Consider the following 22094-nt stretch of genomic DNA (forward strand, 5'->3'; position numbering starts at 1 on the left):
AGGGTGTGGAAGCGTTTCCGGACAACGCTTCCACACCGGTAGACTTAAGCCGCCAGATGTTCAAACAGCCGTGCCACCGCCTCCGCACCAGGATCGATATGACCTTCGAGTTGTTTCGCATTGATATAGGCGGCTCGTCCGGCCTTGGCCTTGAGCATGGTGGCCGTGAGGTTCGCGCCAGCGCGTGCGGCCGCGGCCGCCGGTTTGAAACCCTTCTCAAGCGCATCGAGCGCCGGTGAAAGTGCGTCCACCATCGTCCGGTCGCCGAGGTGGGCACCGCCGATTTCCTGCATACGGGCAAGTCCCGCCTTTAGTGAATCGGCCATCGGCAGACCGCTTGAGGCGGCATCACCGGCGGCCGCAAAGAAGATGGCGAGCAGAACACCGGACGATCCGCCCATCGTCTGGCTCAATTCCTGGCCGATGGCGCGATAAAGCTGGGTGTGATCCGAGAGCGGCATGCGGTCGATGGCATTGATGAGCGCGCGCGCAGCGCCTGCGAGCGTGGATCCTGTGTCGCCGTCACCGGATTTGGCATCCAGCGCGTTCAGATCCTCTTCGGCCGAGATCAATACCTTGCAGCAATTGATCAGGAAGTCGCGCGTCTCCTGATGGTTGGACGGTTGGGGTGTGATCGGTGTCAGTCCGTCCGGCAGCATTTCGATCCGGATGGGTTTGACGGCCGACAAGCCAGGCCAGGCCGCCATCGTAACCGGTGCGCCCAATGCCTCTATGTCCGCCTCGTCGGCTGGATAGAGCGAGATGGAAAAGCCCTGCATGTCGAGGGATGTCATCATCGGCGCCGGTCCGACGACATGGGAAATCCGGTTGCCGATCGACGAAGCGATCAGTTCGTGGGTCAGCACCGACATTTCGAGGGCGGAGGTGCCACCAAGATTATTGATCAGCGCAACATGCGGCCTATCCTCGATGGCCGCGGCCAGTTTGCTGACGACTGCTCCCATCGCCGTTCTTGCATCGACAAATGCGATCTGTTCCACACCGGCTTCCCCATGGATACCGAGCCCCAGCTCGGCCATACCGGCAGGAATACGATCTTCCTTCGGCGAGCCAGGAACCGTGCACGTGTCCAGCGACATGCCGATACTTTTTGCTCCAGTGATCACGCGCCGGGCAGCGGCCGTTACCGTTTCGAGATCCGCGCCTGCCTGCGCAAGCGCGCCCGCGATCTTGTGGACGAAGAGCGTTCCCGCCACGCCGCGCGCCTGCGGCAGGTCGGGCAGAGCAACGTCATCGCCAACGATGACCATGTTGACATTCAGGCCAAAAGCGCGCGCGCGCTCAGCCGCCAATCCGAAGTTCAGCCGGTCACCGGTATAGTTCTTGACGATCAACAGACATCCAGCCGGACCTGTGACAGCCAGAATGCCGGCGAGAACCGCATCGACACTCGGCGAGGCGAAGACGTCGCCACACACGGCCGCGGTCAGCATTCCCTTGCCGACGAAACCGGCATGCGCCGGCTCGTGTCCAGAGCCTCCGCCGGATACCAGCGCCACCTGCGACTTGTCCCAATCGCCGCGCAGAACCACGCGAATATGCGGATAGCCGTCAAGACGCACCAAAGAGCCGCCGCTGACGGCCAGCAGACCATCGATCGCCTCGGTGACCACGTCTTCCCGCTTGTTGATGAACTGTGCCATATCTGCTCCCTTACCCTAAGCGCATGCCGTCCGCGTCGAAATAGAGCGGCTTGTCCGGCTGGATTTTGACGATGTCTCCGCTCTTCAGCCTGGTATCGGCGTCGGTCACGGTGACGATGTCGTTTTTCTTGAATACCAAATGAAGGCGCGTCTGGTCGCCGAGATGCTCGACCCGTTTGACCAGTGCCTCCTGACCGTCGCCCTGGGTGATATGCTCAGGGCGCAAGCCGATGCTCACCGCTCCCGGCGGCGAGCCGGGGAACGTATCGGCGGCAAGCACATTGATCCGCGGCTGACCGAGCCTTGTCGCGGTGTAGAGGCTCACCGGCCGCTCATAGATTTCGCGCGGCGAGCCAAACTGCACCAGCCTGCCTTCGTGAAGAACGCCGATATGGGTCGCCATCGTCATCGCCTCGATCTGGTCGTGGGTGACGTAAAGCAAGGTGGCACCCGAATTGGCTTGGATACTCTTGAGTTCGATGCGCAGATCGGCCCGCAGCTTGGCGTCGAGAGAGCTGAGCGGTTCGTCCATGAGATAGATTTGCGGATTGCGCACCAGCGCCCGGCCGATCGAGACGCGCTGCATCTCGCCGCCCGAAAGATTGGTCGCCTTGTTGTCGAGCTTGTGAGAAATCTGCAGCATCTCCGCGATCGATTTCACCTTGCGGTCGATATCTGCCTTCGAAGTCCTCAACAGAGGTGATTTCAACGGGAATTCGAGGTTCTGGCGCACGGTCAAATGCGGATAGAGAGAATATTGCTGAAACACCATCGCGACATTGCGCTCGGCGGGCGTAAGGTCCCTGACGGAGCGGCCGGCAAAATAGATGTCGCCACTGTCCGGCTTGTCCAGACCCGATACCATGCGCAGCGCCGTGGTTTTCCCAGCGCCGGTCGGCCCCAGGAGAACGACGAAGGAACCGCCGGGGATCGTCAGGGACAGATTGTCGAGCGCCGCGTGGCCGGCAAATGTCTTCGTCACATTTTCAAGAACCACATCAACCATGACGCAAGACCCTCTCATTGGCTTCAGACAGCAGCGCCTGCCCTTTCATATCGTCGAAGATGGTCAGCGTTTGCGGATCGAATTCAAGACCGATGATCTCGCCCGACGTTACGGACTGCTTCGCAGGCGTGCGTGCCTTGATCTCCCCGTTGGGTGTGGCCATCGTGACGATCTGGGTCGTGCCGAGATATTCCGTGGCGAGCACCCGTCCGCGGTAGGCCGAGGCATCGGAAAAGCGGATGTGCTCCGGCCTGACCCCCAGCGTCAACTTTCCGCTGGCCCCCTGACGCGACAAGGGAACCGTAACCCGGTGTCCGGAAAGCTCGATGACATTGCTTCCGATACCGATCATGCCGTCAAAATCGAAGAAGTTCATCGCCGGGGAGCCGATGAACTTGGCCACGAATTTGGTGGCTGGCCAATCATAGATGTCCTGCGGCTTGCCGAACTGTTCAACGACGCCGTGGTTCATGACGACGATCTTGTCGCCCATCTGCATCGCTTCAAGCTGATCATGGGTGACGTAAACCGTTGTCGCGCCGATGCGATCGTGAAGTGCGCGCAGCTCCTCGGCCATATGTTCGCGAAATTCCGCATCGAGGGCACCAAGGGGTTCGTCCATGAAAAAAGCCTTCGGCCGGCGCACGATGGCACGGCCAAGCGCAACGCGCTGGCGGTCACCGCCCGACAGCCCGCCGACCGGCCGGTCGAGAATACTCTCGATCTTGAGGATACGCGCCACCTCCTCCACCCGCGTCTTCGCCTCGGCGCGAGACATTCCCTGGCTCAGCAGCGGATAGGAAATGTTCTTGCGCACATTCATATGCGGATAGAGCGCGAACATCTGGAAGACGAAGGCGATATCGCGTTGACTTGCCGGCTTCATGCCGACTTCTTCACCATCGATATAGATTTCACCGCTGGTCGGCAGTTCGAGGCCCGCCATCATGCGCAACGTCGTCGTCTTGCCGCAACCCGACGGTCCAAGCAACATGAAGAACTCGCCGTCCTCCACGGTGAACGAGGAAGATTGGACAGCAGTGAATGCTCCGAACTCCTTGCGCACATTCTGAATTCTGATCTGTGCCATGGTTACTCCGGAAAATGACTGACGATGATGAACATCACGGTGCCCACCAGGGTGACGATGAAGGATGCGGAGTACAGCGACAGGGCGAATGGTTGCATCAGCATGAACACACCGAGCGCGATCAGGATTGATGCGACCATCTCCCAGGCGCCGCGCCGGAACCCGCGCAATCCCTTTATGAATTCCGTCATTTGCGGACAGCTCCAAATGTAATGCCGCGCAGCAGGTGCTTGCGAAGGACAATCGTGAAAATCATGACGGGCACGAGAAACAGCGTCGCGCCTGCGGCCACTGCTGGCCAATCCTGACCGCCGACACCGATGATGGTTGGAATGAAAGGTGGTGCGGTCTGGGCCGTGCCCGAGGTCAGGAGAACGGCGAAGGCATATTCGTTCCAGGCAAAGATCAGGCAGAAGATTGCTGTCGATGCGATGCCGGTCATGGCCTGCGGCAGGACGACCTTGTAAAACGCCTGGAAGCGCGTGTAGCCGTCGATCAGCGCCGCCTCTTCGTACTCGATCGGAATCTCGTCGATAAACCCCTTGAGGAGCCACACCGCCAGCGACAGGTTGACGGCCGTGTAGAGCAGGATCATGCCGGCATGGGTGTCATTCAGCCCGAGAGACCGGAACATCAGGAAGATCGGGATGGCGACGGCGATCGGCGGCATCATGCGCGTCGACAGGATGAAGAACAGCAGATCATCCTTGAGCGGAACCTTGAAGCGCGAGAAGGCATAGGCCGCTGCCGTGCCCAGCACGATGCACAGAACGGTCGAGCCGAAACCGATGATCATCGAATTCGAAAACCGCTCCAGGAAGCGCGATGGCCCCGCAATCACGAAACCATCCTTGCGCACGATACGGTCATACCAGGTGTCCGGCTCGCCGAGCTCCTTCAAATCCTGCTCCGTCGCCCGGGTGCGGGTGGTGAACAGGTTGACATAACCTTCAAGGGTCGGCTGGAAGACGGTCTTGGGCGGATAGGCGATGGCGTCGGACGGTGACTTGAAGCTCGTCGCGATGATCCACAGGAGCGGCAGGATCGTGATCAGGGCATAGACGACGACAAGCGTTCCGGCAGCCCATTTCTGACGAACGGAAGGTTCTGTAACGGAATAGCTGCTCATCTTTGCTTCACCTTGTTCAGGGCTTTGACGTAGATTGACGCGAGGCCAAAGACTGTCACGAAAAGGATGACCGCGTAGGCCGACGCATATCCAGTGCGCCACTTTTCGAAGGCTTCCCGCTTGAGGTTGATGGACGTCAGTTCCGTGATCGACCCCGGCCCTCCCCCCGTCAGCTGAACCACGAGGTCGAACATCTTGAAGTTCTCGATGCCCCGGAAGAGAACTGCAAGCATCAGGAACGGTAGCACCATCGGAATGGTGATCGTCCAGAACTGCCGCCATTTGCTGGCGCGGTCGCACTCGGCCGCCTCGTAGATGCTGCTGGGGATGGAACGCAGGCCCGCCAGGCAGATCAGCATGACGAACGGCGTCCACATCCAGGTATCGACAATGACAATCGCCCAAGGGGCGAGCGAGACGTCGCCGATCATCGAAAAGGCAGAAGGGTCCGTACCAGTGAGATAACCGACTGCGTAATTGAACAGGCCGATTTGCGGCTGGTAGAGGAATGTCCAGAAATTGCCGACCACCGCGGGGCTCAACATCATCGGCAGGACGATGATCGTCGTCCACAGGTCGTTGCCGCGAAATTTCTTGTTGATCAGGTAGGCCAGCGCGAAGCCGATCAGCACCTGCAGGACGATGGTCCAGATCAGGAAATGTGCCGTCGCCTGCATCGTCTGCCAGATATCCCCGTCCGTGAGGACGCTGATGTAATTTTTCAGCCCGACAAACTGAACCTCGGCATTGGGGCGGTTGACCCGGAAATTGGTAAAGCTCAGCCGCACTGTCCATATCAAGGGAAAGATGTTGACGGCGAGCAGCAGGAAGATTGATGGCGCCACGAACAGCCAGGCGATCGCTCTATCGGAGAGCCCTTGGCTGCGTTTGGACACGACAGGCGACGTTTCGCCCACGGCCCGGTCGGCCGATGAATCGAGCATGGTATTCCCCTAAATCAGAAGCAGCATAGTTCGCAGGACCGGCTGGCAACCAACCGGTCCTGCACAGACACCCGGAACCGCGGGGAGGTCACGCGGTCAGCGTCTAGTACTTGCCTTCGTCTTCGAAGATCGTCTTCCAGTCATCGACAAGACCATCAAGCGCTTCCTTGGCGGTGCCCTGCCCGGCAATGACGTAGTTGTGGAAGCGTTTCTGCGACGCCTGCAGCAGCGAGGCATAGGACGGCTCGGCCCAGAAATCCTTCACGATTGCCATGGAATCAAGGAAGGTCTGGGCATAGGGCTGGCTTTTGGCAAAACCCGGATCCTCGACCACCGCGCGCAGCGCCGAATACCCACCCAGCTGCCACCACTTGGCCTGGACGTCAGGCTGGGCGAACCACTTGATGTATTCAAGGGCTGCATCCTGCTTTTCGGAAACAGCAACCACCGAGATGCCCTGTCCGCCAAGCTGAGCGAACTGCTTGCCATCCGGCCCCGCCGGGTTGGGGAAGTAGCCGGACTTGTCGCCACCGACATTGGGGTCAGCATTGATGCCAGGCCAGGTGAAGGCGAAGTTCATCTGCAGCGCCACCTGGCCGGATTTATAGGCGTCGATGTTCTCCGACATATAGGCGTCGGATGATCCGGGAGGAGCGCAGCAATTGTAGAGCTCCTTGTAGAACTCCAGTCCTTTTACCGATTTGTCGGAATTGACATATCCGTCGAGTTCGTAGGGCTTGTCCGGGTTCTGGTATTCGAAGCCGTAGCTGTAGAGCACGTCCATTGCGCCCATGGTGATGCCTTCGGAGCCGCGTTCGGTATAGATCGCGGCGCCATACACGGTCTTTCCGTCAATCACGCGGCCCTGGAAGAATTCCGCGATGTGCTTCAGTTCTTCGAAGGTTTTCGGAACAGCAAGATCGTGGCCATATTTCTGCTTGAACTCGGCCTGCAGCTCGGGCCGCGAGAACCAGTCCTTACGGTAGCTCCAGCCGACGACATCGCCGAAAGCGGGAAGCGCCCAGTAGTTCGGCGTTCCCTTGGGCCATTCGGAATAGCCCGTGACGGTTGCCGGAATGAAGTCGCTCATCTTGATGCCTTCTTTGTCGAAGAAGTCATTGAGCTTCACATACTGGCCATTTTCTGCCGCGCCGCCGATCCACTGACTGTCACCGATCATCAGATCGCACAGCTTGCCGCCGGAATTCAGCTCGTTGAGCATGCGGTCTGCGAAGTTTGGCCAGGGAACGAATTCGAAGCTCATTTTATGGCCGGACTTGGCCTCAAAATCCTTGCTGAGCGCTACCAGCGCATTGGCCGGATCCCAGGCAGCCCAGCACAAGGTCAAGTCTTCCGCCTGAGCCGATGTTGCCGCTCCCAGCGACATCAGTCCGGTCACGACGCCGGCCGCTAATGCCGATTTCAGATATGAACGTGGCATGAAATCTCCTCCCTAGTGACACTCCGACCTCCATCGGCACGTGTCTGAACGCTCTTGGCGAGCACAACCAAGGCCAGCCCAGCGGACAAGCCCTCCCTCCAACACCCGGCTTCGCAGTCTGTCGACCGCCTTCGCCGCCGTCGTTGGCATGGTATAACTGAGGTGCGCACCTCAGTGCAAGATGATTTTGAGGTGCGCACTTCAATTTCTTGCTTTTTTGCGCAGACTGATGGAAAACAGGATCGGGCCAATGCGTAAGAACGGAAGACTATAGATGATACGACCCACCGCGAAGGATCTGGCCGAAGCCGCCGGCGTCAGCTTGGCAACGGTCGACCGGGTACTGAACGACAGGCCGAATGTCAGCGCCCGGGCGTCACGGAGGGTTCATGAGGCCATTGAAAAAATTGGCTTTGTCCGCAATCTCGCCGCAGTGGCTCTTGCCCGCAACAAAATCTATCGGTTCCGCTTCGTCCTGCCGAGCAAGGGAGATCAATATCTGCAGGAACTGCTTCAACGTGTGGCCGAAGCAAGCCGGACACTCAAATCCGACCTGACGGAAATTACCGTTGATCAGATTGCGACCGACGACCCCTATCAACTCTCACGGCATCTGGCGGCGATCGAAACCGAAGACGTGGATGGCGTTGCCGTCATGGCGCCGGAATCGCCACAGGTGCGCGATGCACTCGGCCGCCTGATGACGCGCGGCATTCATCTTGTCCAGTTTCTATCCGGCCAGGAAAAATTGAAGACCGCGGATTTTGTCGGCGTCGACAACTTCGCCGCTGGCGCAACCGCCGGCAGGATCATCGGCCGCTTCCTCGGCAACGAGCCCGGCAAGATCATGATTGTCGCCGAAACCATGGTGGCGCGCGACAGTATCGAACGCCGCCGCGGCTTCGACAGCATCATCAACGAACAGTTCCCGCACCTGCGCGCATTGCCATCGCTTGAGACCTATGGGGACCAGAGCCGGGCAGCCGCAATCATACAAAATGTCGTTGAACGCCATCACGATATCCGGGCGGCCTATGTCCTCAGCCCGGAAAGCCGAATCCCGGTTTCAGCGATCTCGCAGCACGCCGACCTGCAGAAAGTGACTGTTGTCGTCCACGAACGCACACCGTTCAGCGAGGAAGCCCTACGCACGGGCCGCATCGATGCCATCATCGCGCAAGACCCCGGCCACGCCGTCCGCAGCGCTGTCCGCATCATGCGCGCCCGCGCTGATCTGCGCGACCCCATAGCCGCGCAGGAAAAAATCAGGATCGAAGTTCTGCTGAAAGAGAACCTGTGAGCAAAACATCCAGGCGGGCCGCAACGGGCTTCCGTTAAATCCAGAAATGCGGCGATGCCTGGATACCGTTGAGGTAGAACCGGCCGAGATCATGCGCACAGGGTCGAACGCGCACCAGCAAAACCTCAACCTTCGCAGTGATTTCGTTCCAGCCAGCGCTTCGTAGCGCGGTCTGCATAGCCGTTTCTGCACATGTTTCCGGCTGATGGTCGGCGCGAGCGGCAGGCATGGCGTGACGTTCGAGAAAACGTGTCGCCCATCACGCGCCAACCGTCTTGAGCTTGTGCTCGGCCTGCAATTCACGCCGTTTGACCGCCTCGATGTCACGATAACCGTCAGCTGGATGGGTCTTGGGCAAGTAAGGTCCGTCACCGAACAGCTTTTCCCTGAGCGTCCCCGGCTTGTAGGCCGTGGGGTATGCGCCGCGCTTCTGCAATTCCGGCACGATATGGCCGACGACATCCTCAAAACTGTCTGGTGTCACCGCATAGGCTATGTTGAAGCCGTCGACACCGGTATCCTCTACCCACTCCTGCAGGATGTCGGCAATCCGCTCAGGTGAGCCGACGAAGACAGGCCCCATGCCGCCGATGCCGCCGAACTGTGCGAGTTCATCGATCGTCCACGATTTGTCGCCGCCGGCAATGTGCTCGACGAAGGAGTGGATCGCATTGGTTTCGATCTTCTCCACCACGTCAGTCCGCGCATATTGGCCAAAGTCGATACCGCTCCAACCAGACATGAAGGTCAGCGATCCGTCATAGGAGACGTAGCTCTTGTACTCCTCGAACTTCTTTTGCGCCTTCTCTTCGGTTTCGCCGGTGATGATGGTGATCAGCGTGTAGATAAACACCTTTTCCGGATCGCGGCCCGCCTGGGCGATGCGTTCCCGAATGTCGGCGACATAGCCCTTGAGCACTGATCGGGTCGGGGCGGCGACAAAGATGCACTCGGCATGGCCAGCGGCGAAAGACTTGCCGGGGCCTGACGCGCCGGCCTGATAGAGCACCGGCGTCCGCTGCGGCGAAGGCTCGCTCAGATGATAGCCCGGCACATCGAAATACTTGCCCTTGTGGCCGATCTCGTGAACCTTGGCCGGGTCGGTGAAGATGCGCTTCTCGCGGTCGCGCAGAACCGCACCCTCTTCCCAACTGCCCTCGAAGAGCTTGTAGAGCACTTCGACATATTCATTGGCGACCTCGTAACGGTTGTCATGGCCGCGAAGACCGCCTTGGCCGATATTCTTCGCTCCGCTCTCCAGGTAAGACGTTACGATGTTCCATCCGACCCGGCCTTTGGTGTGATGATCAGCCGTCGCCAGCCGGCGAGCGAAGGTGTAGGGGTGCTCGAACGAGGTTGATGCCGTGATGCCGATGCCGAGATGCTCGGTGGCGAGCGCGATCGGGGCGGCAAGCTGCAGCGGATCGTTCACGGGGATCTGCGCCGCCTGGTGGATCGCATGATAATTCGACCCCTTGTAGACGTCGTAATAGCCGATGACGTCGGCGATGAAGATACCATCGAAGATGCCGCGCTCCAGAGTACGGGCCAGATCCTGCCAATAGTCGAGATCCTTGTATTTCCACGACAGGTCGCGCGGATGCGACCACAAGCCCGGCGACTGGTGGCCAACGCAGTTCATGTCGAAAGCATTGAAACGGATTTGACGGGCCATGGATATCTCCGGTTTGCAGACTGACAGCATTGGAAATGCCGCCATAACCCGGACAAAAATAGTCGTAAATCGCCACAAATACAGATAATCTATGTTTTTTATATTCTAAATGGGGGAATCGAATTCCAGTGCGACGCCTCCCGATGAGACCCCGCAAGCCTTAAGTGATGATCGATGTGGTAAGCATTCGCAGCGCGAAAGATAGCGGCGAAACGCTGCGGCCCCGCGCGATCGGCCCATATGTCCGCAACCTGTATGTAGCGATACGGATTGTTGCGAAAAACTGAGATATAGATTGCTTCATTCACTTCAGCATTAGGACAGGTGCTACCTTTGCCGCCGATTGAAAACACCGGCAGTCCGAGGTGGCTTAAAACAAAACCACCGCCTCAAGACGATTGTCGAGGCGGCGGTAAACGCACGAGAGAAACGTTGGTCGCGGCTAAAAGGCCTCGAAATCTCCCGCAGCTTCGGTCAGCGGCTGCGAATGGCCATGCCGCAGCATGCCGTTGCCGAGCGACTTCTGCATATCGGCAAGCTTGACGAGATTGAGGGCGGTGGTCACATCGACAAGCCACGACTGCGGAATGGCCGCGGTGACGGTGTCGATGAACTCCGCAAGCCCGCGTGTCTTCTGAACGGCCAGATCGATCCCCTGCAAGACCTTTATCCGATCAGGCGATTCCAGAACCGCCTCGCCGTGGATATCGCTGAGCATCGGCTCTATCCGCTCGATGAGATAAGCCACATCGTAGAGTTCCGAAACGATGCGCATCATCACGTCCGGGAGTGCCTCATCGACGTGAGGCATATGGCTCTTCATTTCAGTCAGCATTTCACGCCCTCACGCTGGCAACCAATGCCGTTCGGAACTACCCCCACCGAACGGCTACGCTAAACACTTTGCCAAAGCACATCCCGGGCTTCCGGAATGTGACCCAAGCGCTAGAAAAACTCGATCGCATTGTCGACCGGCTTCGGCACCGGCCTTGGGCGCTGCTCCTGCGCCACGGCTTTCTGCGCTTCCACGCCCGTCAGCGCATATTGCCGGGCCCGGCCGCTCAGCGGCCAGTATTCAAGCTTGCGGCCGTGATCGCCACCAGTGCTCTCGCCGACCACCTGGATCCCCTCGTCCATCAGGAACTGGCGCGCGAACAGCGCGTTCTGCTCCCCGACATTCGAGAAGCGGGCGATCGTCTTCGCACCACCAAAGATTTTCGCCTCCAGCCGTTCGCGGCGGGCTCCTTTCTTCAGGAGCCCGTTGATCAGCAGCTCCATCAAATGCACGCCGTAACGCGTTGCATCGCCGCCCGACGAAATGGCATCCGCCGAGCCCGGCAGAAGGAAATGGTTCATGCCACCGACGCCTGCGACCGGATCGCGCATGCACGCTGCCACGCAGGAGCCGAGGATGGTCGAAAGCACGACATCTGGATCGTTGACCACCTTCCATTCGCCCTGGATGACATGCACACGCCTGGTCGCAGCCTCAGTGATCATTTCAATGCCCCAAATACGGCTTCGATTGCGGCCTTCATCTTTTCAATGGTGAAAGGCTTGGCGAGCACATTGTTGGCTCCGAGCGCTGCGGCCTTGGTGACCAATGCACGGTCGCCCTGCGCCGTCAGCATGATGAAGGCGGCCTTCTTCGTGGCCGGATTGTTGCGCACGGCAGCAAGCAGGCCAAGGCCGTCCATCTTCGGCATGTTGAAATCGGAAATCACCAGGTGATGCGGCTGCGTTGCCATGATCTTGGCACCCTGCTCGCCGTCGCCGGCAACCGTGATCTGCTTGAAACCGAGCTGCTGCAAGGCATCGCCCAGCAGCAGGCGGCTGGTGACCTGATCATCAACGATCAGAACTTTGATTTTTTCCGCTAGGGACATTATTCGCTTCCTTCTCTTCGGGCGGCAGTACTTTTCAGGACTTCTTCCCCGATTGAGCCGAGGGGGAGTTGTGTTTCGACGGCACCCAGTTCGTAGGCAACCCTCGGCATTCCATACACAACACAGGTTTTTTCATTCTGACCGAATGTGCGGGCACCTGCGTGGCGCATTTTCAAGAGACCGGATGCGCCATCACGGCCCATTCCGGTCAAGATCACACCGACTGCGTTGCGGCCTGCAAGTTCCGCAACGGAATCGAACAAGACATCTACGGACGGGCGGTGACCGTTGACCGGTTCGCGGTCCAGCAGGCGGCAGCTGGGTGATGTTGGATTGACGACCTGGAGGTGGCGTTCACCGCCTGGGGCCAGATAGATCTTGCCGATCTCTAGCCGAGCGCCATCCGTTGCTTCCGCAACCGTTGGGGCGCAGATGCGGTTGAGACGCTCGGCAAAGCTCTTGGTGAATGTGTGCGGCATATGCTGCGTGATCACCGTCGGCGGGCAATTGGCCGGGAATTTCTGCAGAACCGTGATCAGGGCTTCGACGCCTCCGGTGGACGATCCAATCGCGACAATCTTGCGGCCGGCCCGGTAGTCGGAAGCCGCATTGGTGCTGGCAGCGCTTGGAGCCGCGACCTTGTTGCCGGAAATGATGAACTTGCGCTGCGAGCGCGCCGCAGCCTTCACCTTTTCGGCAAGATCGCGAAACGGATGCGGATCGCCCGGCAACGGTTTGCCGACGCAATCGAAAGCCCCGATTTCGAGAGCCGCCAGCGAGGCTTCCGCGCCCTTGTGCGTCAAGGTCGAAACCATGATCACCGGCATGGGACGCAGACGCATGATCTTTTCGAGGAATTCCAGCCCATTCATGTTGGGCATCTCGATGTCGAGCGTGATGACGTCCGGGTCGAGATCCTTGATCGCCTGGCGCGCCTGCATGGCGTCGGCCGCCTGGCCAATGACCTGGATGTCGGGATCGCTGCTCAAAATAGCCGTGATCAGCCCGCGCATGGTGGCCGAATCGTCAACGACAAGAACGCGCGCAGCACTCATGAGCGGCCTCCATGTGGTTTACCGGTGTAGCGATAGGTGGTGATGCCGATATTGTCGAACACCGACTTCGCGTCGCCGGACACGCGTTCGGAATGGCCGATATAGAGATGACCCTTGGGGTTCAGCATGCCGGCAAAGCGCGACCAGATCTTCATCTGGGTGGGCTCATCGAAATAGATCACGACGTTGCGGCAGAAGATCACGTCGAACTGGCCCTTGAACGGCCACTGTGCCATCAGGTTGAGTTCGTTGAAGGTGATCAGCTTCTTCACCCGGTCATCGACCTGCCATTTCTGACGGCCGTTGACACTGGTTTCCGTGAACCACTGCTTGCGCATGGCCGGGCTGACGGTTTCAAGAGCCGTTGCGTCATAGCTTCCGGCCCGGGCCAGCGCCAGAATCTTCGGATCGATATCGGTTGCAAGAATACGGAAATCGAGGTCGGCCGCATTCGGCAGCATCGACAGAACCGTCAGCGCAATCGAATAGGGCTCCTGCCCGTCCGAGCAGGCAGCCGACCAGATACGCACCCGGCCACCGTTCTTCGCGCGGGCGATCAGTTCCGGCAGGACGTCCGATTTCAGGTGCTCGAAATGGTGGTTCTCACGGAAAAAGCGGGTAAAATTCGTCGTCAGGTGCGAAAGCATGTCGCGGCGCTCGGCGGCACCGGCAGGCGATGAGACCAGCTGGCAATATTCGCGAAAACCCTTCAGGCCGATATTGCGGATATGCTTGGAAAGCCGCGAGTAAACGAGCGAAGCCTTCGATTCATTGAGATAGATGCCGGCATCGGCATAGATCATGGCAGCGATCTCCACGAGGTCGCGGCGGGTCAGCGGATATTCTCCGCTCGCCAGGCACTCGTCCGGGGGCAGCTTGCTGTCAAAGGCGGCCGGCATGCTCATGCAGCTTCACTTTCGTAATGAGGAAAGACGGCCTCAAGCTCAATCAGGCAGATCATCCGCCCTTCGATCGCCAGGATGCCGCGGGCAAATGTCCGCTCGAACTCGGAGGTCATATCCGGCGTCGGTTGGATATCTTCGTCCTTGATCGTCAGGATGTCGGAGACCGCCTCGACCAGAAGGCCGACGAGCCGGTTCTTGACTTGCGTGACGATGATGACGTGGCGTACCGTCGGCTCGGCCGGCGCCATGCCGAGACGGGCGGACAGATCGATGATCGGCAACACTGCACCGCGCAGGTTGATGACGCCCAGAACATACTGTGGCGCATGTGGCATCGGCGTCGCCGGCGTCCAGCCGCGGATTTCCCGTACAGACATAACGTTGACGCAGAATTCCTGATTGCCCATGCGGAACGCGATCAATTCGCGCCCGCCATTCGCCAGACTTTTTGCCAGATACGTCATAGTCTTACCCTGCGGCGGCCAGCGATGTTTCGTGTTGCAAGGACTGGCCGCGCGAGGCTGCAACAACAGCATCGACGTCCAGAATAAGGGCTACACGGCCGTCGCCGAGAATAGTGGCGGCGGCGATGCCGGGCACGTGGGTGTAGTTGGCCTCGAGGCTCTTGATGACGACCTGACGCTGCCCCTGGATGGCATCGACCATCAGAGCACGCTGGCCACCGCCTTCGGATTCCACCAGAAGGGCGACGCCTTCGACCGGATTGGCCTGGGTTGCACGGAAATTCAGAATACGGCCGACATCGACCAGCGGGCAGAACGAATTGCGGATCGAGATCAACCGCTGCGTCGCACCGAAGGAATGAATCGCTGCGGCATCCGGCTGCAAGGTTTCGACAATCGCGGTCAGCGGCACGACCAGCGTCTGGCCGGCAACGGTGACGACCATGCCGTCGAGAACGGCCAGCGTCAGCGGCAGGCTCATGGTGAAGACCGAGCCATGGCCAGGCTTCGACGAGATGTTGATACGCCCGCCGAGCGCCTGGATGGAGCGCTTGACCACGTCCATGCCGACGCCCCGGCCGGACAGGTCGGAAACCTTGTCGGCGGTTGAGAAGCCGGCGTGGAAAATCAGGTTGTCGATTTCCTCGTCCGACAGATTGGCATCGGCGGCGATCAAATCGTTGTCAATCGCCTTCTGGCGCACCTTCTCGCGGTTGATGCCGGCGCCGTCGTCGGAGAGTTCGATGACGATACGGCCAGAGCGGTGCTTCGCGGTCAGCTTAACGGTGCCTTCGGCATTTTTACCGGCGGCAATACGCTTTTCCGGCATTTCGAGACCGTGATCGACCGCGTTGCGGATCATGTGGGTCAGCGGTTCAGCGAGCTTGTCGATGACGGTCTTGTCGACTTCAGTGTTTTCACCCTCGGTGACGAGGCGGACCGACTTGCCAGTGATATCGGCAATTTCACGGACAGTACGAGCCATGCGCTGGAAGACCGGCTTCACCGGCTGCGCGCGGATCGCCATGACCGAGTCCTGGATCTCGCGGGTGAGTTGCTGCAGCTCTTCGAGACCCATATTGATCGAGGAAACACCGTTCGAATCGTTCTCGATGACGCTCTGCGACAGCATGGCCTGGTTGATGACCAGTTCGCCGACGAGGTTGATCAGCCGGTCAACTCGATCGAGATCGACGCGGATGGTCGGAGCGGCGGCAGACGAAGCCTGCTGGGCATTGTTCTGGGCAGCGGCAGCGGCTGCACCCTTGTCAGCGGCGGGAGCACGCGACGCGCTGGCCGCCATCTGAACGACATTGGACGCAGCTTCGGCGGCCGCGACGGCTTCCTGCACGGCGGCGATCTGCTCTTCTTCTTCAACCACGCCAAGCGGCGCATCGGGCTCGTCGTCGAGCGCAGAGAGGTCAAACGGCACCGGCTGCATTGGCAGGTCGTCAGCGACAGCCTCCGAAGCCTCGCCCGTTTCGTGCGCCGTTACTTCGAGATCGCAATCCCACTCGGCGAATTCGAAGACCGAACGGATGGCATCTTCGCCCTTGTCGGTTTTGATCGAAACTTTCCAGGAGAAATAGGCCGCTTCCGGATCCATCTGGTCAAGGGATGGCAGGCCATCCATATTGCAATGGATGCTCATTTCACCGAGGCGCGAGAGATCGCGCAGGAGCAGCGTCGCCTCATTGCCCTTGGTATAGAGTTCCGACTTCGGCTTGAAGACAATTTCATAGGACGGAAGATCGGCTACAGCCTCATCTTCATCGCCGAAATCGTCAAAGGAGAAGGCGACGGGAACGAAGCCTTCATCGTTGCTGACTGGAGCCGGCGCGACAGGCGCCGCAACCGCTTTCGGGGCAGCCGCGACGGGAGCGGCCGCCGGAGGCGCCTCGCCCTTGGCCAATGCCTCAAGTTCACGGATCAGTTGCGCCGAACGCGCCTGATCGACACTGCCGCCGTCGCGGGCGACATTGGTGAGGTCGGCCAGCACATCTGCCGATTTCAGCATGACCTTCAGGACATCCTGGTTTGGTTCCAGCTTGTTGGAACGAACGCAATCAAGCGTGGTCTCGAACACGTGCGCGAAAGAGACCAGATCATCCAGCCCGAACGCTCCGGCGCCACCCTTGATGGAGTGGACCGCACGGAAAACCGCGTTCACCGTTTCCGGATCGCGATCGCCGTCATTGAGCCTCAGGAGACCGGATTCCAGTTCGGCGAGCTGCTCCTCGCATTCCTGAAAGAAAATCTCTTTGATTTCGTTCATATCCATGGCGGGAATCCTGGCGTTAGGCGGTTACGCGCTCGATTGCATCGATCAGCTTGGTCGGATCGAACGGCTTGACGATCCAACCGGTCGCGCCGGCCTGGCGTGCGCGGTTCTTCTTTTCCGCGTCGCTTTCGGTTGTCAGAACCAGGATCGGGATTGCCCGGAATTTCTCGTTCTTGCGCACGCCTTCGATGAAGCCGAAGCCATCGAGACGCGGCATGTTGATGTCGGTGACGATCACATCCGGATTGGCATCTTCAAGAACTTCGAGGCCCTCGATGCCGTCTTCGGCCTGGATCGTTTCGAAACCGGCATTGTTCAATGTCACCAGAAGCATGTTCCGGATGGTTCTGGAATCGTCGACTGTGAGAACTTTCTTTTTCATGTCTCAAATCTCCTTTGCCATCAGGTGGTCGATATTGACCCCGATGAGCTGTGTCGTTTTCGTAAATGCGTCCGACACCTTGGCGAAGGTGAAAGACTGATTATCCTCTTCCCAGCTTTTTGCCCCAGCCATCAGGACCTGAACGCAGAGGGCTCCGACGCGCTCGACCGCGGATGCATCGATCGCGAGCGGATTGCCGCGTAGAGCCATCAGCTTGCCATGCAGCGCGTTGGCCTCGTTGAGGTCGAGGACCGGAGCGAGGCTCAAACTTTTCCGAGCGGCTTTCTTGGCTGCCATCTCTACTTTCCTTGTCTGGCTGAGAGTAATTTACACGGATGGTTCAACTGGTTTTCAGTGCGCCCACGCGAACGCAGATACTGTCCCTCAACGATCGCCAGTCTCGGCAATGTGTGTTTGCAACGGCTCTGCATCAGCGCGACCACCCGGCAAGACGGCCCTGAAGACCATAACTGTCATCGAAGCCGTCATTGTTTTCGCCCGCGATTTCGCCCGGCCGTCCGGCTGGCGCAATCACCGCAGGCGTCGAATAGGACGATGTGAAGGCGGTCTTCGGCGCCTGCCGCTGGACATGGAACTGGCGAATGGTCTGGCCGAGCTCGAGAATGACGGTATGCAAGTCGTCGCAAGTTTCCTTGGCGCCCGCCGCCTGCTGGGCACTGGCGCCGATTTCGGCACCGATGCGACCGAGATCGGATGTTGCGGCCTGAAGACCGGTGACCTGTTCGGCGGTTTCTTCGGCGATACCGGCGATCGCATCATTGATGCCGCGCACCTGCTCGACGATATTGCTGATGGCGTCCTGGGTGCGGCCAACACGCTCGACCCCCGCCTCGACCTGGGACTTGGTGCTCGATACCAGCTGCTTGATTTCACGGGCCGCATCACCAGAACGCTGCGCCAAGGCGCGCACTTCCTGGGCAACGACCGCAAAACCGCGGCCGCTTTCGCCAGCACGCGCCGCCTCGATGCCGGCATTCAGCGCCAGCAGATTGGTCTGGAAAGCGATCTCATCGATGACACCGATGATCTGTCCGATTTTTTCCGCAGACGCTTCGATATCGGCCATCGCCGAAATGGCCTGTCCGGCAATCTCGCCGCTGTGTTCAGCCGACTGGCGGGTCACGGCAACGCTCTTTTCGGCCGCCCGCGTCTGGGTGGCATTGTGCTTGACCCGGTCGACGATAGCACCGAGCGACCGGACGGTCTCGCCGAGCACGTCCGACTGCTGTTGCGCAACCTCGGCAAAGTGTCCAGTCTGACCGGCAAGATTGCGCGACGATGTTTCGAGCGTGACGGCGCGGTCCGCAAGACCGATGAATTCGTTCTGGATGGCGTCGAGCGCACCATTCAGGCCCTGGGCCAACGGCTGGTATGCCGTGGCCACGTCTTCGGACGTGCGGACGGAAAGGTCGCCGCGGCCAAGCGCCTGGGTGACATCGCCAAACAGAGCCAGTGCCTCGGCTTCGCCTGCCTTGCGCTGTTCGGCCAGCTGGCGCTGGTGGCTGTGGCGCTGTTCGTTGAAGCGCAGGGAAACGGAAATCTCGGTATCGACGAACACGGTGCGGACGAGGGCAGCGACGAGATCCGTCAATTCCTTCCTGCTCGCCTTGCCAAGCGACAGCATCGATTTCGGCCAGAACTGCTCGATCATCGAACAGATCAGGCGTTCGAGCACAACCGAATGGCCGGCAATCTGCCAGCGCGGGTCAAGGCCCATCTTGCTTTCGGTATCCGACAATACCTTGACGCGCTCGGCATAGAGGCTGTCGAAGCGGGCGTCGGTCAGCACGCTCCAATGCGACGACTGGAGGTCATGCAGCCGGTCGATCTGGCGGTCGCTGGTGAAATGGCGCGCGGCATCCGGAAAGGTCTGAAGACGCTGGAACAGGTCGCGCAACGCAAGCTCGACCTCTGTTCCAAGCGACTGGCGGTGTTTTCGCAAAACGTCGGTCTGGTCTTCATCAAGCCCGGCAAAACGCAAGCGCTCCAGCAGGCTGCCTGCCTGAGCTTTCCTCGTCTGATCTGGCAATGTTTCCTGCCTCACGCTTTTCCCCGGTCCGGTATCTCATCTCTGCAAACCGCATGGCTTTCAGAGGTATCCTGTAGAAAATCAAACTCTTGCGGCATGTCCGCATGCCGTGAACGGCGCACAGTGCATCCACTCGTCACCGGATGTTCGAAAGGGGCTTTGCCCAAGCATGCCGTCTTGCAAGACGCCAAGTGGCGACGGCTATTGCCGGCTGGCCACGGCGATCGGCCGCTTCGTTCCCAAGAAATATCCGGTGAAAGTGCATACCGGGTCAGAACCGGTTCGTCGGTACGGCGTCATGCCTTGCGGGGAAGTAGATTTTCCCACTCCAACGTGTACGACCATGTTTATGGTTAATTCCTTGCTTGAAGGTTAACGGTTGATAGTCCGTATCTTCTTTCACTAAAATTGGCGGCATATTGCCTTCACGGGGCGCAACCGCCTGTGAAACGGGGGTTTGTGCGGCATTGGAGAAACAACAGGTTTTCAATGGTAAAACTTGGCAGTTGAACTTGAGACACCCCGCCATTAACTACTGCCTATTCTGACCGGCACAAGCCATACGCAAGCATAGCCGGCCAAGGTGAAGCGGCATCATGATGATGACGTAGAAGGAACGGGCAATGATTGTTCTGGGACTAAGCGCTACGCTTATCGCCACCCTGACACTGGCAGCAGTCTCCATCCTCCTGACTATCGAGGATGATAGCAAATCTGTGAACGCCCGGATCTTCTAGGATATAGTCAAATCATACGTCGGTCCGGCAGCATATTTGTGTTGCAGGACATGCCGTATTGTTGCGTGTCCTTGGACACGCGAAGTGCCGCAGACCTTGAAGGCTGCAGCCGCCAGTTTGCCCCTCGTTTTCCCACGGTTCCTTGAGCGCCAACGCTACAGCCGGTGAGACCCGCCCCGAAGGGCGGGCCGCAGGGTCATTCGGCTGGAGCGTATTGCGCGCCTGCCGGGATTTCGGCACGGCGCGGCAGTGTCAGGGCAACGATCAGCCCCAAAACGGTTCCCACAGCAGCCAGATAGACGGCGAACCGGGTCCCTTCGATCAGCCCGGCCACGGCCGTTTGGCCGGTCGCTTCGCCGACGCCGTTGGCGACAGCAACCAGAATGGCGAGGCCGACGGCCAATCCAACCTGCAGGCTGGTCGATGCCATGCCCGACGCCACGCCCTGTTCCTCCTGCGCAACCCCAGTTGCCGAGACGATCCACATGGCAGTCCACACCATGCCCTGGCCGACACCGAGCACAGCCATGCCCGGGACAAGCCCCGCATAGCCCCATTCCGGCGAAATCCCGTAGGCGAACGCAACCATGCCGGCGACGCTGAGGACCTGGCCGATCACCAGGCTTGTGCGAACGCCCGAGCCCGTCGCCATGCGCTCGCCCAGTTGCGTGCCCACGAAGATGGCAATGGCTGGAACGAGGAAGGCCAGGCCAGTCCACAGGGCGTCAAAGCCGAGCATGCCCTGGAAAAGGACGGTCTCGAAGTAGGGCAACGCACCCAAGGTGGCGCCGAAGAACAGCGTCAGCAGCATGCCCGCCAGCGCGTAGCGGTTGGACAACAGCCGCAATGGCATCAGCGGATCATCGCTGCGGGCTTCGATGACGAAGAAGGCTGCCAGCAGGATCAGACCGGCAACCAGAGCCACCAGGATCGAAGACGACGCCCAGCCAACTTCCGGCCCTTCAACGAGGACGTAAACCAGCAGCGTAATGCCGATTGTCGCGGTCAGCGCACCCGGAAGATCGAAGCTGCGATGCGAGCCCTGGCTGACATCACGCGGCATGACGATCAGGGCACCGGCGATGATGATGACAACGAGTGGCACGTTGACGTAAAACACGGCAGGCCAGCCATAAGCACTGGTGAGGATGCCGCCGAGAAGAGCGCCGACCGTCAGGCCGGAAGCACCGGCACCGCCCCAGATCGCCAGGGCGCGGTTGCGTTCTCGCCCCTCGGCAAACAATGTGGTGACGAGAGACAGGGTTGCGGGAAACAGCAAGGCGCCGCCGACACCCTGGATGGCCCGGGCGATGATCATGGCACTTGGACTTGCCGCCAAACCACCGACCAGCGAGGATACGCCGTACAGCGCGAGGGCAAAGATGAAGATACGGCGGCGGCCGAGAAGGTCGGCGGCGCGGCCGCCCAGAAGCAGGAAGCCGCCAAAGGCGACACCATAGGCGCTGACTACCCATTGCAGGGTCTGGCGCGAGAAACCAAGTTGCGCGCCGATGTCAGGCAATGCGACGAAGACGATATTATAGTCGACAGCGATGACGAGCTGGGCAAAGGCGAGCAGGAACAATGTCCAGCCCAGCCGCCGGTGACCGCCGGTTGCGGGTGATGGTGACATGATGGATATCTCTTTGTTGCGGGAGCAAGGCTGCGCAGTCTTGATGATTTGATAGTACGGATAGAATCGTACAATTGTCAACGTGACGCAGTCAAAAAGTTTGACTGTACGCGAACTGTTTATTATCTTCGCATGATGAACGACCATCATCCCACGCGTGAAGACCTTCGCCTGCCCGACATCCTTTTGGCTCTGGGAAACCCCATCCGGCTGGCCGCGGTCAAACAGATTGCGCTCGGCGAGTGTATCTGCAGCGATTTCGTGACCGATGTTTCGAAATCGACGATGACGCATCATTGGCGCGTGCTGCGCGAGGCCGGGGTCATCCGGCAACGGCCGGAGGGCCGGGTCATCTATATGTCCTTGCGGCAGGATGACCTGGAGGCGCGGTTTCCGGGCCTCTTGTCAGCAATCTTCTGCGCCGACAACAGGGCCGGATCGGCATAAGCGAC

General features: G+C 59.5%; 22 protein-coding genes. 2 read left to right on the forward strand and 20 right to left on the reverse strand.

What is annotated here, in order from left to right; genetic code table 11:
• Positions 1-44 precede the first annotated feature (44 nt).
• From ACSQ3J_RS04805 to ACSQ3J_RS04835, 7 genes are all read right to left on the reverse strand, one after another.
• Entirely contained in the window at positions 45-1664 is a 1620-nt protein-coding gene (locus ACSQ3J_RS04805; RefSeq protein WP_060500245.1) for a dihydroxyacetone kinase subunit DhaK, read from the reverse strand.
• A 10-nt stretch (positions 1665-1674) separates the two neighbouring features.
• Complete coding sequence (locus ACSQ3J_RS04810) at positions 1675-2670, reverse strand: ABC transporter ATP-binding protein (RefSeq protein ID WP_060500247.1); 996 nt, start codon at positions 2668-2670, stop codon at positions 1675-1677.
• Entirely contained in the window at positions 2663-3760 is a 1098-nt protein-coding gene (locus ACSQ3J_RS04815) for an ABC transporter ATP-binding protein (RefSeq protein ID WP_436038754.1), read from the reverse strand. The genes ACSQ3J_RS04810 and ACSQ3J_RS04815 overlap by 8 nt, the downstream gene beginning before the upstream one ends.
• A 2-nt stretch (positions 3761-3762) precedes the next feature.
• Positions 3763-3951 (reverse strand): hypothetical protein, encoded by a 189-nt coding sequence (locus tag ACSQ3J_RS04820; RefSeq protein ID WP_060500252.1) that lies wholly within the window; start codon positions 3949-3951, stop codon positions 3763-3765.
• On the reverse strand, positions 3948-4889 hold the full coding sequence (locus ACSQ3J_RS04825) for a carbohydrate ABC transporter permease (RefSeq protein WP_436038756.1): 942 nt from the start codon (positions 4887-4889) through the stop codon (positions 3948-3950). Before ACSQ3J_RS04825 ends, ACSQ3J_RS04820 begins: the two co-directional genes overlap by 4 nt.
• On the reverse strand, positions 4886-5833 hold the full coding sequence (locus ACSQ3J_RS04830; RefSeq protein WP_436038758.1) for a carbohydrate ABC transporter permease: 948 nt from the start codon (positions 5831-5833) through the stop codon (positions 4886-4888). The genes ACSQ3J_RS04825 and ACSQ3J_RS04830 overlap by 4 nt, the downstream gene beginning before the upstream one ends.
• Before the next feature lie 103 nt (positions 5834-5936).
• On the reverse strand, positions 5937-7259 hold the full coding sequence (locus ACSQ3J_RS04835) for an ABC transporter substrate-binding protein (RefSeq protein ID WP_060501322.1): 1323 nt from the start codon (positions 7257-7259) through the stop codon (positions 5937-5939).
• A gap of 292 nt (positions 7260-7551) precedes the next feature.
• On the opposite strand from ACSQ3J_RS04835, the gene ACSQ3J_RS04840 reads away from it, so the two are divergent.
• On the forward strand, positions 7552-8574 hold the full coding sequence (locus ACSQ3J_RS04840; protein WP_060501324.1) for a LacI family DNA-binding transcriptional regulator: 1023 nt from the start codon (positions 7552-7554) through the stop codon (positions 8572-8574).
• Between the two features lie 34 nt (positions 8575-8608).
• On the opposite strand, the gene ACSQ3J_RS04845 is transcribed toward ACSQ3J_RS04840, so the two are convergent.
• From ACSQ3J_RS04845 to ACSQ3J_RS04905, 13 genes are all read right to left on the reverse strand, one after another.
• Positions 8609-8803: a hypothetical protein gene (locus tag ACSQ3J_RS04845; RefSeq protein WP_156397332.1), complete on the reverse strand. Its 195-nt coding sequence runs from the start codon at positions 8801-8803 to the stop codon at positions 8609-8611.
• Between the two features lie 30 nt (positions 8804-8833).
• Positions 8834-10249 (reverse strand): LLM class flavin-dependent oxidoreductase, encoded by a 1416-nt coding sequence (locus ACSQ3J_RS04850; RefSeq protein WP_060500258.1) that lies wholly within the window; start codon positions 10247-10249, stop codon positions 8834-8836.
• Between the two features lie 442 nt (positions 10250-10691).
• Complete coding sequence (gene cheT / locus ACSQ3J_RS04855; protein WP_060500261.1) at positions 10692-11084, reverse strand: chemotaxis protein CheT; 393 nt, start codon at positions 11082-11084, stop codon at positions 10692-10694.
• A gap of 110 nt (positions 11085-11194) precedes the next feature.
• Positions 11195-11749: a chemoreceptor glutamine deamidase CheD gene (cheD, locus tag ACSQ3J_RS04860; RefSeq protein WP_037105537.1), complete on the reverse strand. Its 555-nt coding sequence runs from the start codon at positions 11747-11749 to the stop codon at positions 11195-11197.
• Positions 11746-12135, reverse strand: a complete 390-nt coding sequence (locus ACSQ3J_RS04865; RefSeq protein ID WP_436038761.1) for a response regulator — start codon at positions 12133-12135, stop codon at positions 11746-11748. The genes cheD and ACSQ3J_RS04865 overlap by 4 nt, the downstream gene beginning before the upstream one ends.
• Positions 12135-13190: a protein-glutamate methylesterase/protein-glutamine glutaminase gene (locus tag ACSQ3J_RS04870; RefSeq protein ID WP_060500263.1), complete on the reverse strand. Its 1056-nt coding sequence runs from the start codon at positions 13188-13190 to the stop codon at positions 12135-12137. Before ACSQ3J_RS04870 ends, ACSQ3J_RS04865 begins: the two co-directional genes overlap by 1 nt.
• Positions 13187-14095 carry a protein-glutamate O-methyltransferase CheR gene (cheR, locus tag ACSQ3J_RS04875; RefSeq protein WP_060500265.1) on the reverse strand — a complete coding sequence of 303 codons (909 nt, stop codon included), beginning with the start codon at positions 14093-14095 and terminating at the stop codon, positions 13187-13189. The genes ACSQ3J_RS04870 and cheR overlap by 4 nt, the downstream gene beginning before the upstream one ends.
• On the reverse strand, positions 14092-14559 hold the full coding sequence (locus ACSQ3J_RS04880) for a chemotaxis protein CheW (protein WP_060500267.1): 468 nt from the start codon (positions 14557-14559) through the stop codon (positions 14092-14094). Before ACSQ3J_RS04880 ends, cheR begins: the two co-directional genes overlap by 4 nt.
• A gap of 4 nt (positions 14560-14563) precedes the next feature.
• Positions 14564-16840 (reverse strand): chemotaxis protein CheA, encoded by a 2277-nt coding sequence (locus tag ACSQ3J_RS04885; protein ID WP_060500270.1) that lies wholly within the window; start codon positions 16838-16840, stop codon positions 14564-14566.
• Between the two features lie 16 nt (positions 16841-16856).
• Entirely contained in the window at positions 16857-17222 is a 366-nt protein-coding gene (cheY1, locus tag ACSQ3J_RS04890) for a chemotaxis response regulator CheY1 (protein ID WP_037105517.1), read from the reverse strand.
• A 3-nt stretch (positions 17223-17225) separates the two neighbouring features.
• On the reverse strand, positions 17226-17519 hold the full coding sequence (locus tag ACSQ3J_RS04895; RefSeq protein WP_037105515.1) for an STAS domain-containing protein: 294 nt from the start codon (positions 17517-17519) through the stop codon (positions 17226-17228).
• 133 nt (positions 17520-17652) lie between these two features.
• The gene (locus tag ACSQ3J_RS04900; RefSeq protein WP_436038766.1) at positions 17653-19287 is read right to left on the reverse strand and encodes a globin-coupled sensor protein; all 1635 of its coding nucleotides are present in this window, start codon (positions 19285-19287) and stop codon (positions 17653-17655) included.
• A gap of 918 nt (positions 19288-20205) precedes the next feature.
• Positions 20206-21642, reverse strand: a complete 1437-nt coding sequence (locus ACSQ3J_RS04905; protein ID WP_060501328.1) for an MFS transporter — start codon at positions 21640-21642, stop codon at positions 20206-20208.
• Positions 21643-21774: 132 nt separating this feature from the next.
• Between ACSQ3J_RS04905 and ACSQ3J_RS04910 the strand changes: the two genes are divergently transcribed.
• A complete protein-coding gene (locus tag ACSQ3J_RS04910; RefSeq protein ID WP_200954867.1) occupies positions 21775-22089 on the forward strand; it encodes an ArsR/SmtB family transcription factor in 315 nt (104 codons plus the stop codon).
• Positions 22090-22094 lie beyond the last annotated feature (5 nt).

Source organism: Rhizobium sp. LjRoot98, assembly GCF_964252935.1.
Classification (GTDB): Bacteria; Pseudomonadota; Alphaproteobacteria; order Rhizobiales; family Rhizobiaceae; genus Pararhizobium.

Coding starts and splice junctions, on each gene's coding strand:
- ACSQ3J_RS04805 (WP_060500245.1), bottom strand. CDS start 1,664: ATGGCACAGTTCATCAACAAGCGGGAAGACGTGGTCACCGAGGCGATC.
- ACSQ3J_RS04810 (WP_060500247.1), bottom strand. CDS start 2,670: ATGGTTGATGTGGTTCTTGAAAATGTGACGAAGACATTTGCCGGCCAC.
- ACSQ3J_RS04815 (WP_436038754.1), bottom strand. CDS start 3,760: ATGGCACAGATCAGAATTCAGAATGTGCGCAAGGAGTTCGGAGCATTC.
- ACSQ3J_RS04820 (WP_060500252.1), bottom strand. CDS start 3,951: ATGACGGAATTCATAAAGGGATTGCGCGGGTTCCGGCGCGGCGCCTGG.
- ACSQ3J_RS04825 (WP_436038756.1), bottom strand. CDS start 4,889: ATGAGCAGCTATTCCGTTACAGAACCTTCCGTTCGTCAGAAATGGGCT.
- ACSQ3J_RS04830 (WP_436038758.1), bottom strand. CDS start 5,833: ATGCTCGATTCATCGGCCGACCGGGCCGTGGGCGAAACGTCGCCTGTC.
- ACSQ3J_RS04845 (WP_156397332.1), bottom strand. CDS start 8,803: ATGCCTGCCGCTCGCGCCGACCATCAGCCGGAAACATGTGCAGAAACG.
- ACSQ3J_RS04850 (WP_060500258.1), bottom strand. CDS start 10,249: ATGGCCCGTCAAATCCGTTTCAATGCTTTCGACATGAACTGCGTTGGC.
- cheT (WP_060500261.1), bottom strand. CDS start 11,084: ATGCTGACTGAAATGAAGAGCCATATGCCTCACGTCGATGAGGCACTC.
- cheD (WP_037105537.1), bottom strand. CDS start 11,749: ATGATCACTGAGGCTGCGACCAGGCGTGTGCATGTCATCCAGGGCGAA.
- ACSQ3J_RS04865 (WP_436038761.1), bottom strand. CDS start 12,135: ATGTCCCTAGCGGAAAAAATCAAAGTTCTGATCGTTGATGATCAGGTC.
- ACSQ3J_RS04870 (WP_060500263.1), bottom strand. CDS start 13,190: ATGAGTGCTGCGCGCGTTCTTGTCGTTGACGATTCGGCCACCATGCGC.
- cheR (WP_060500265.1), bottom strand. CDS start 14,095: ATGAGCATGCCGGCCGCCTTTGACAGCAAGCTGCCCCCGGACGAGTGC.
- ACSQ3J_RS04880 (WP_060500267.1), bottom strand. CDS start 14,559: ATGACGTATCTGGCAAAAAGTCTGGCGAATGGCGGGCGCGAATTGATC.
- ACSQ3J_RS04885 (WP_060500270.1), bottom strand. CDS start 16,840: ATGGATATGAACGAAATCAAAGAGATTTTCTTTCAGGAATGCGAGGAG.
- cheY1 (WP_037105517.1), bottom strand. CDS start 17,222: ATGAAAAAGAAAGTTCTCACAGTCGACGATTCCAGAACCATCCGGAAC.
- ACSQ3J_RS04895 (WP_037105515.1), bottom strand. CDS start 17,519: ATGGCAGCCAAGAAAGCCGCTCGGAAAAGTTTGAGCCTCGCTCCGGTC.
- ACSQ3J_RS04905 (WP_060501328.1), bottom strand. CDS start 21,642: ATGTCACCATCACCCGCAACCGGCGGTCACCGGCGGCTGGGCTGGACA.
- ACSQ3J_RS04910 (WP_200954867.1), top strand. CDS start 21,775: ATGATGAACGACCATCATCCCACGCGTGAAGACCTTCGCCTGCCCGAC.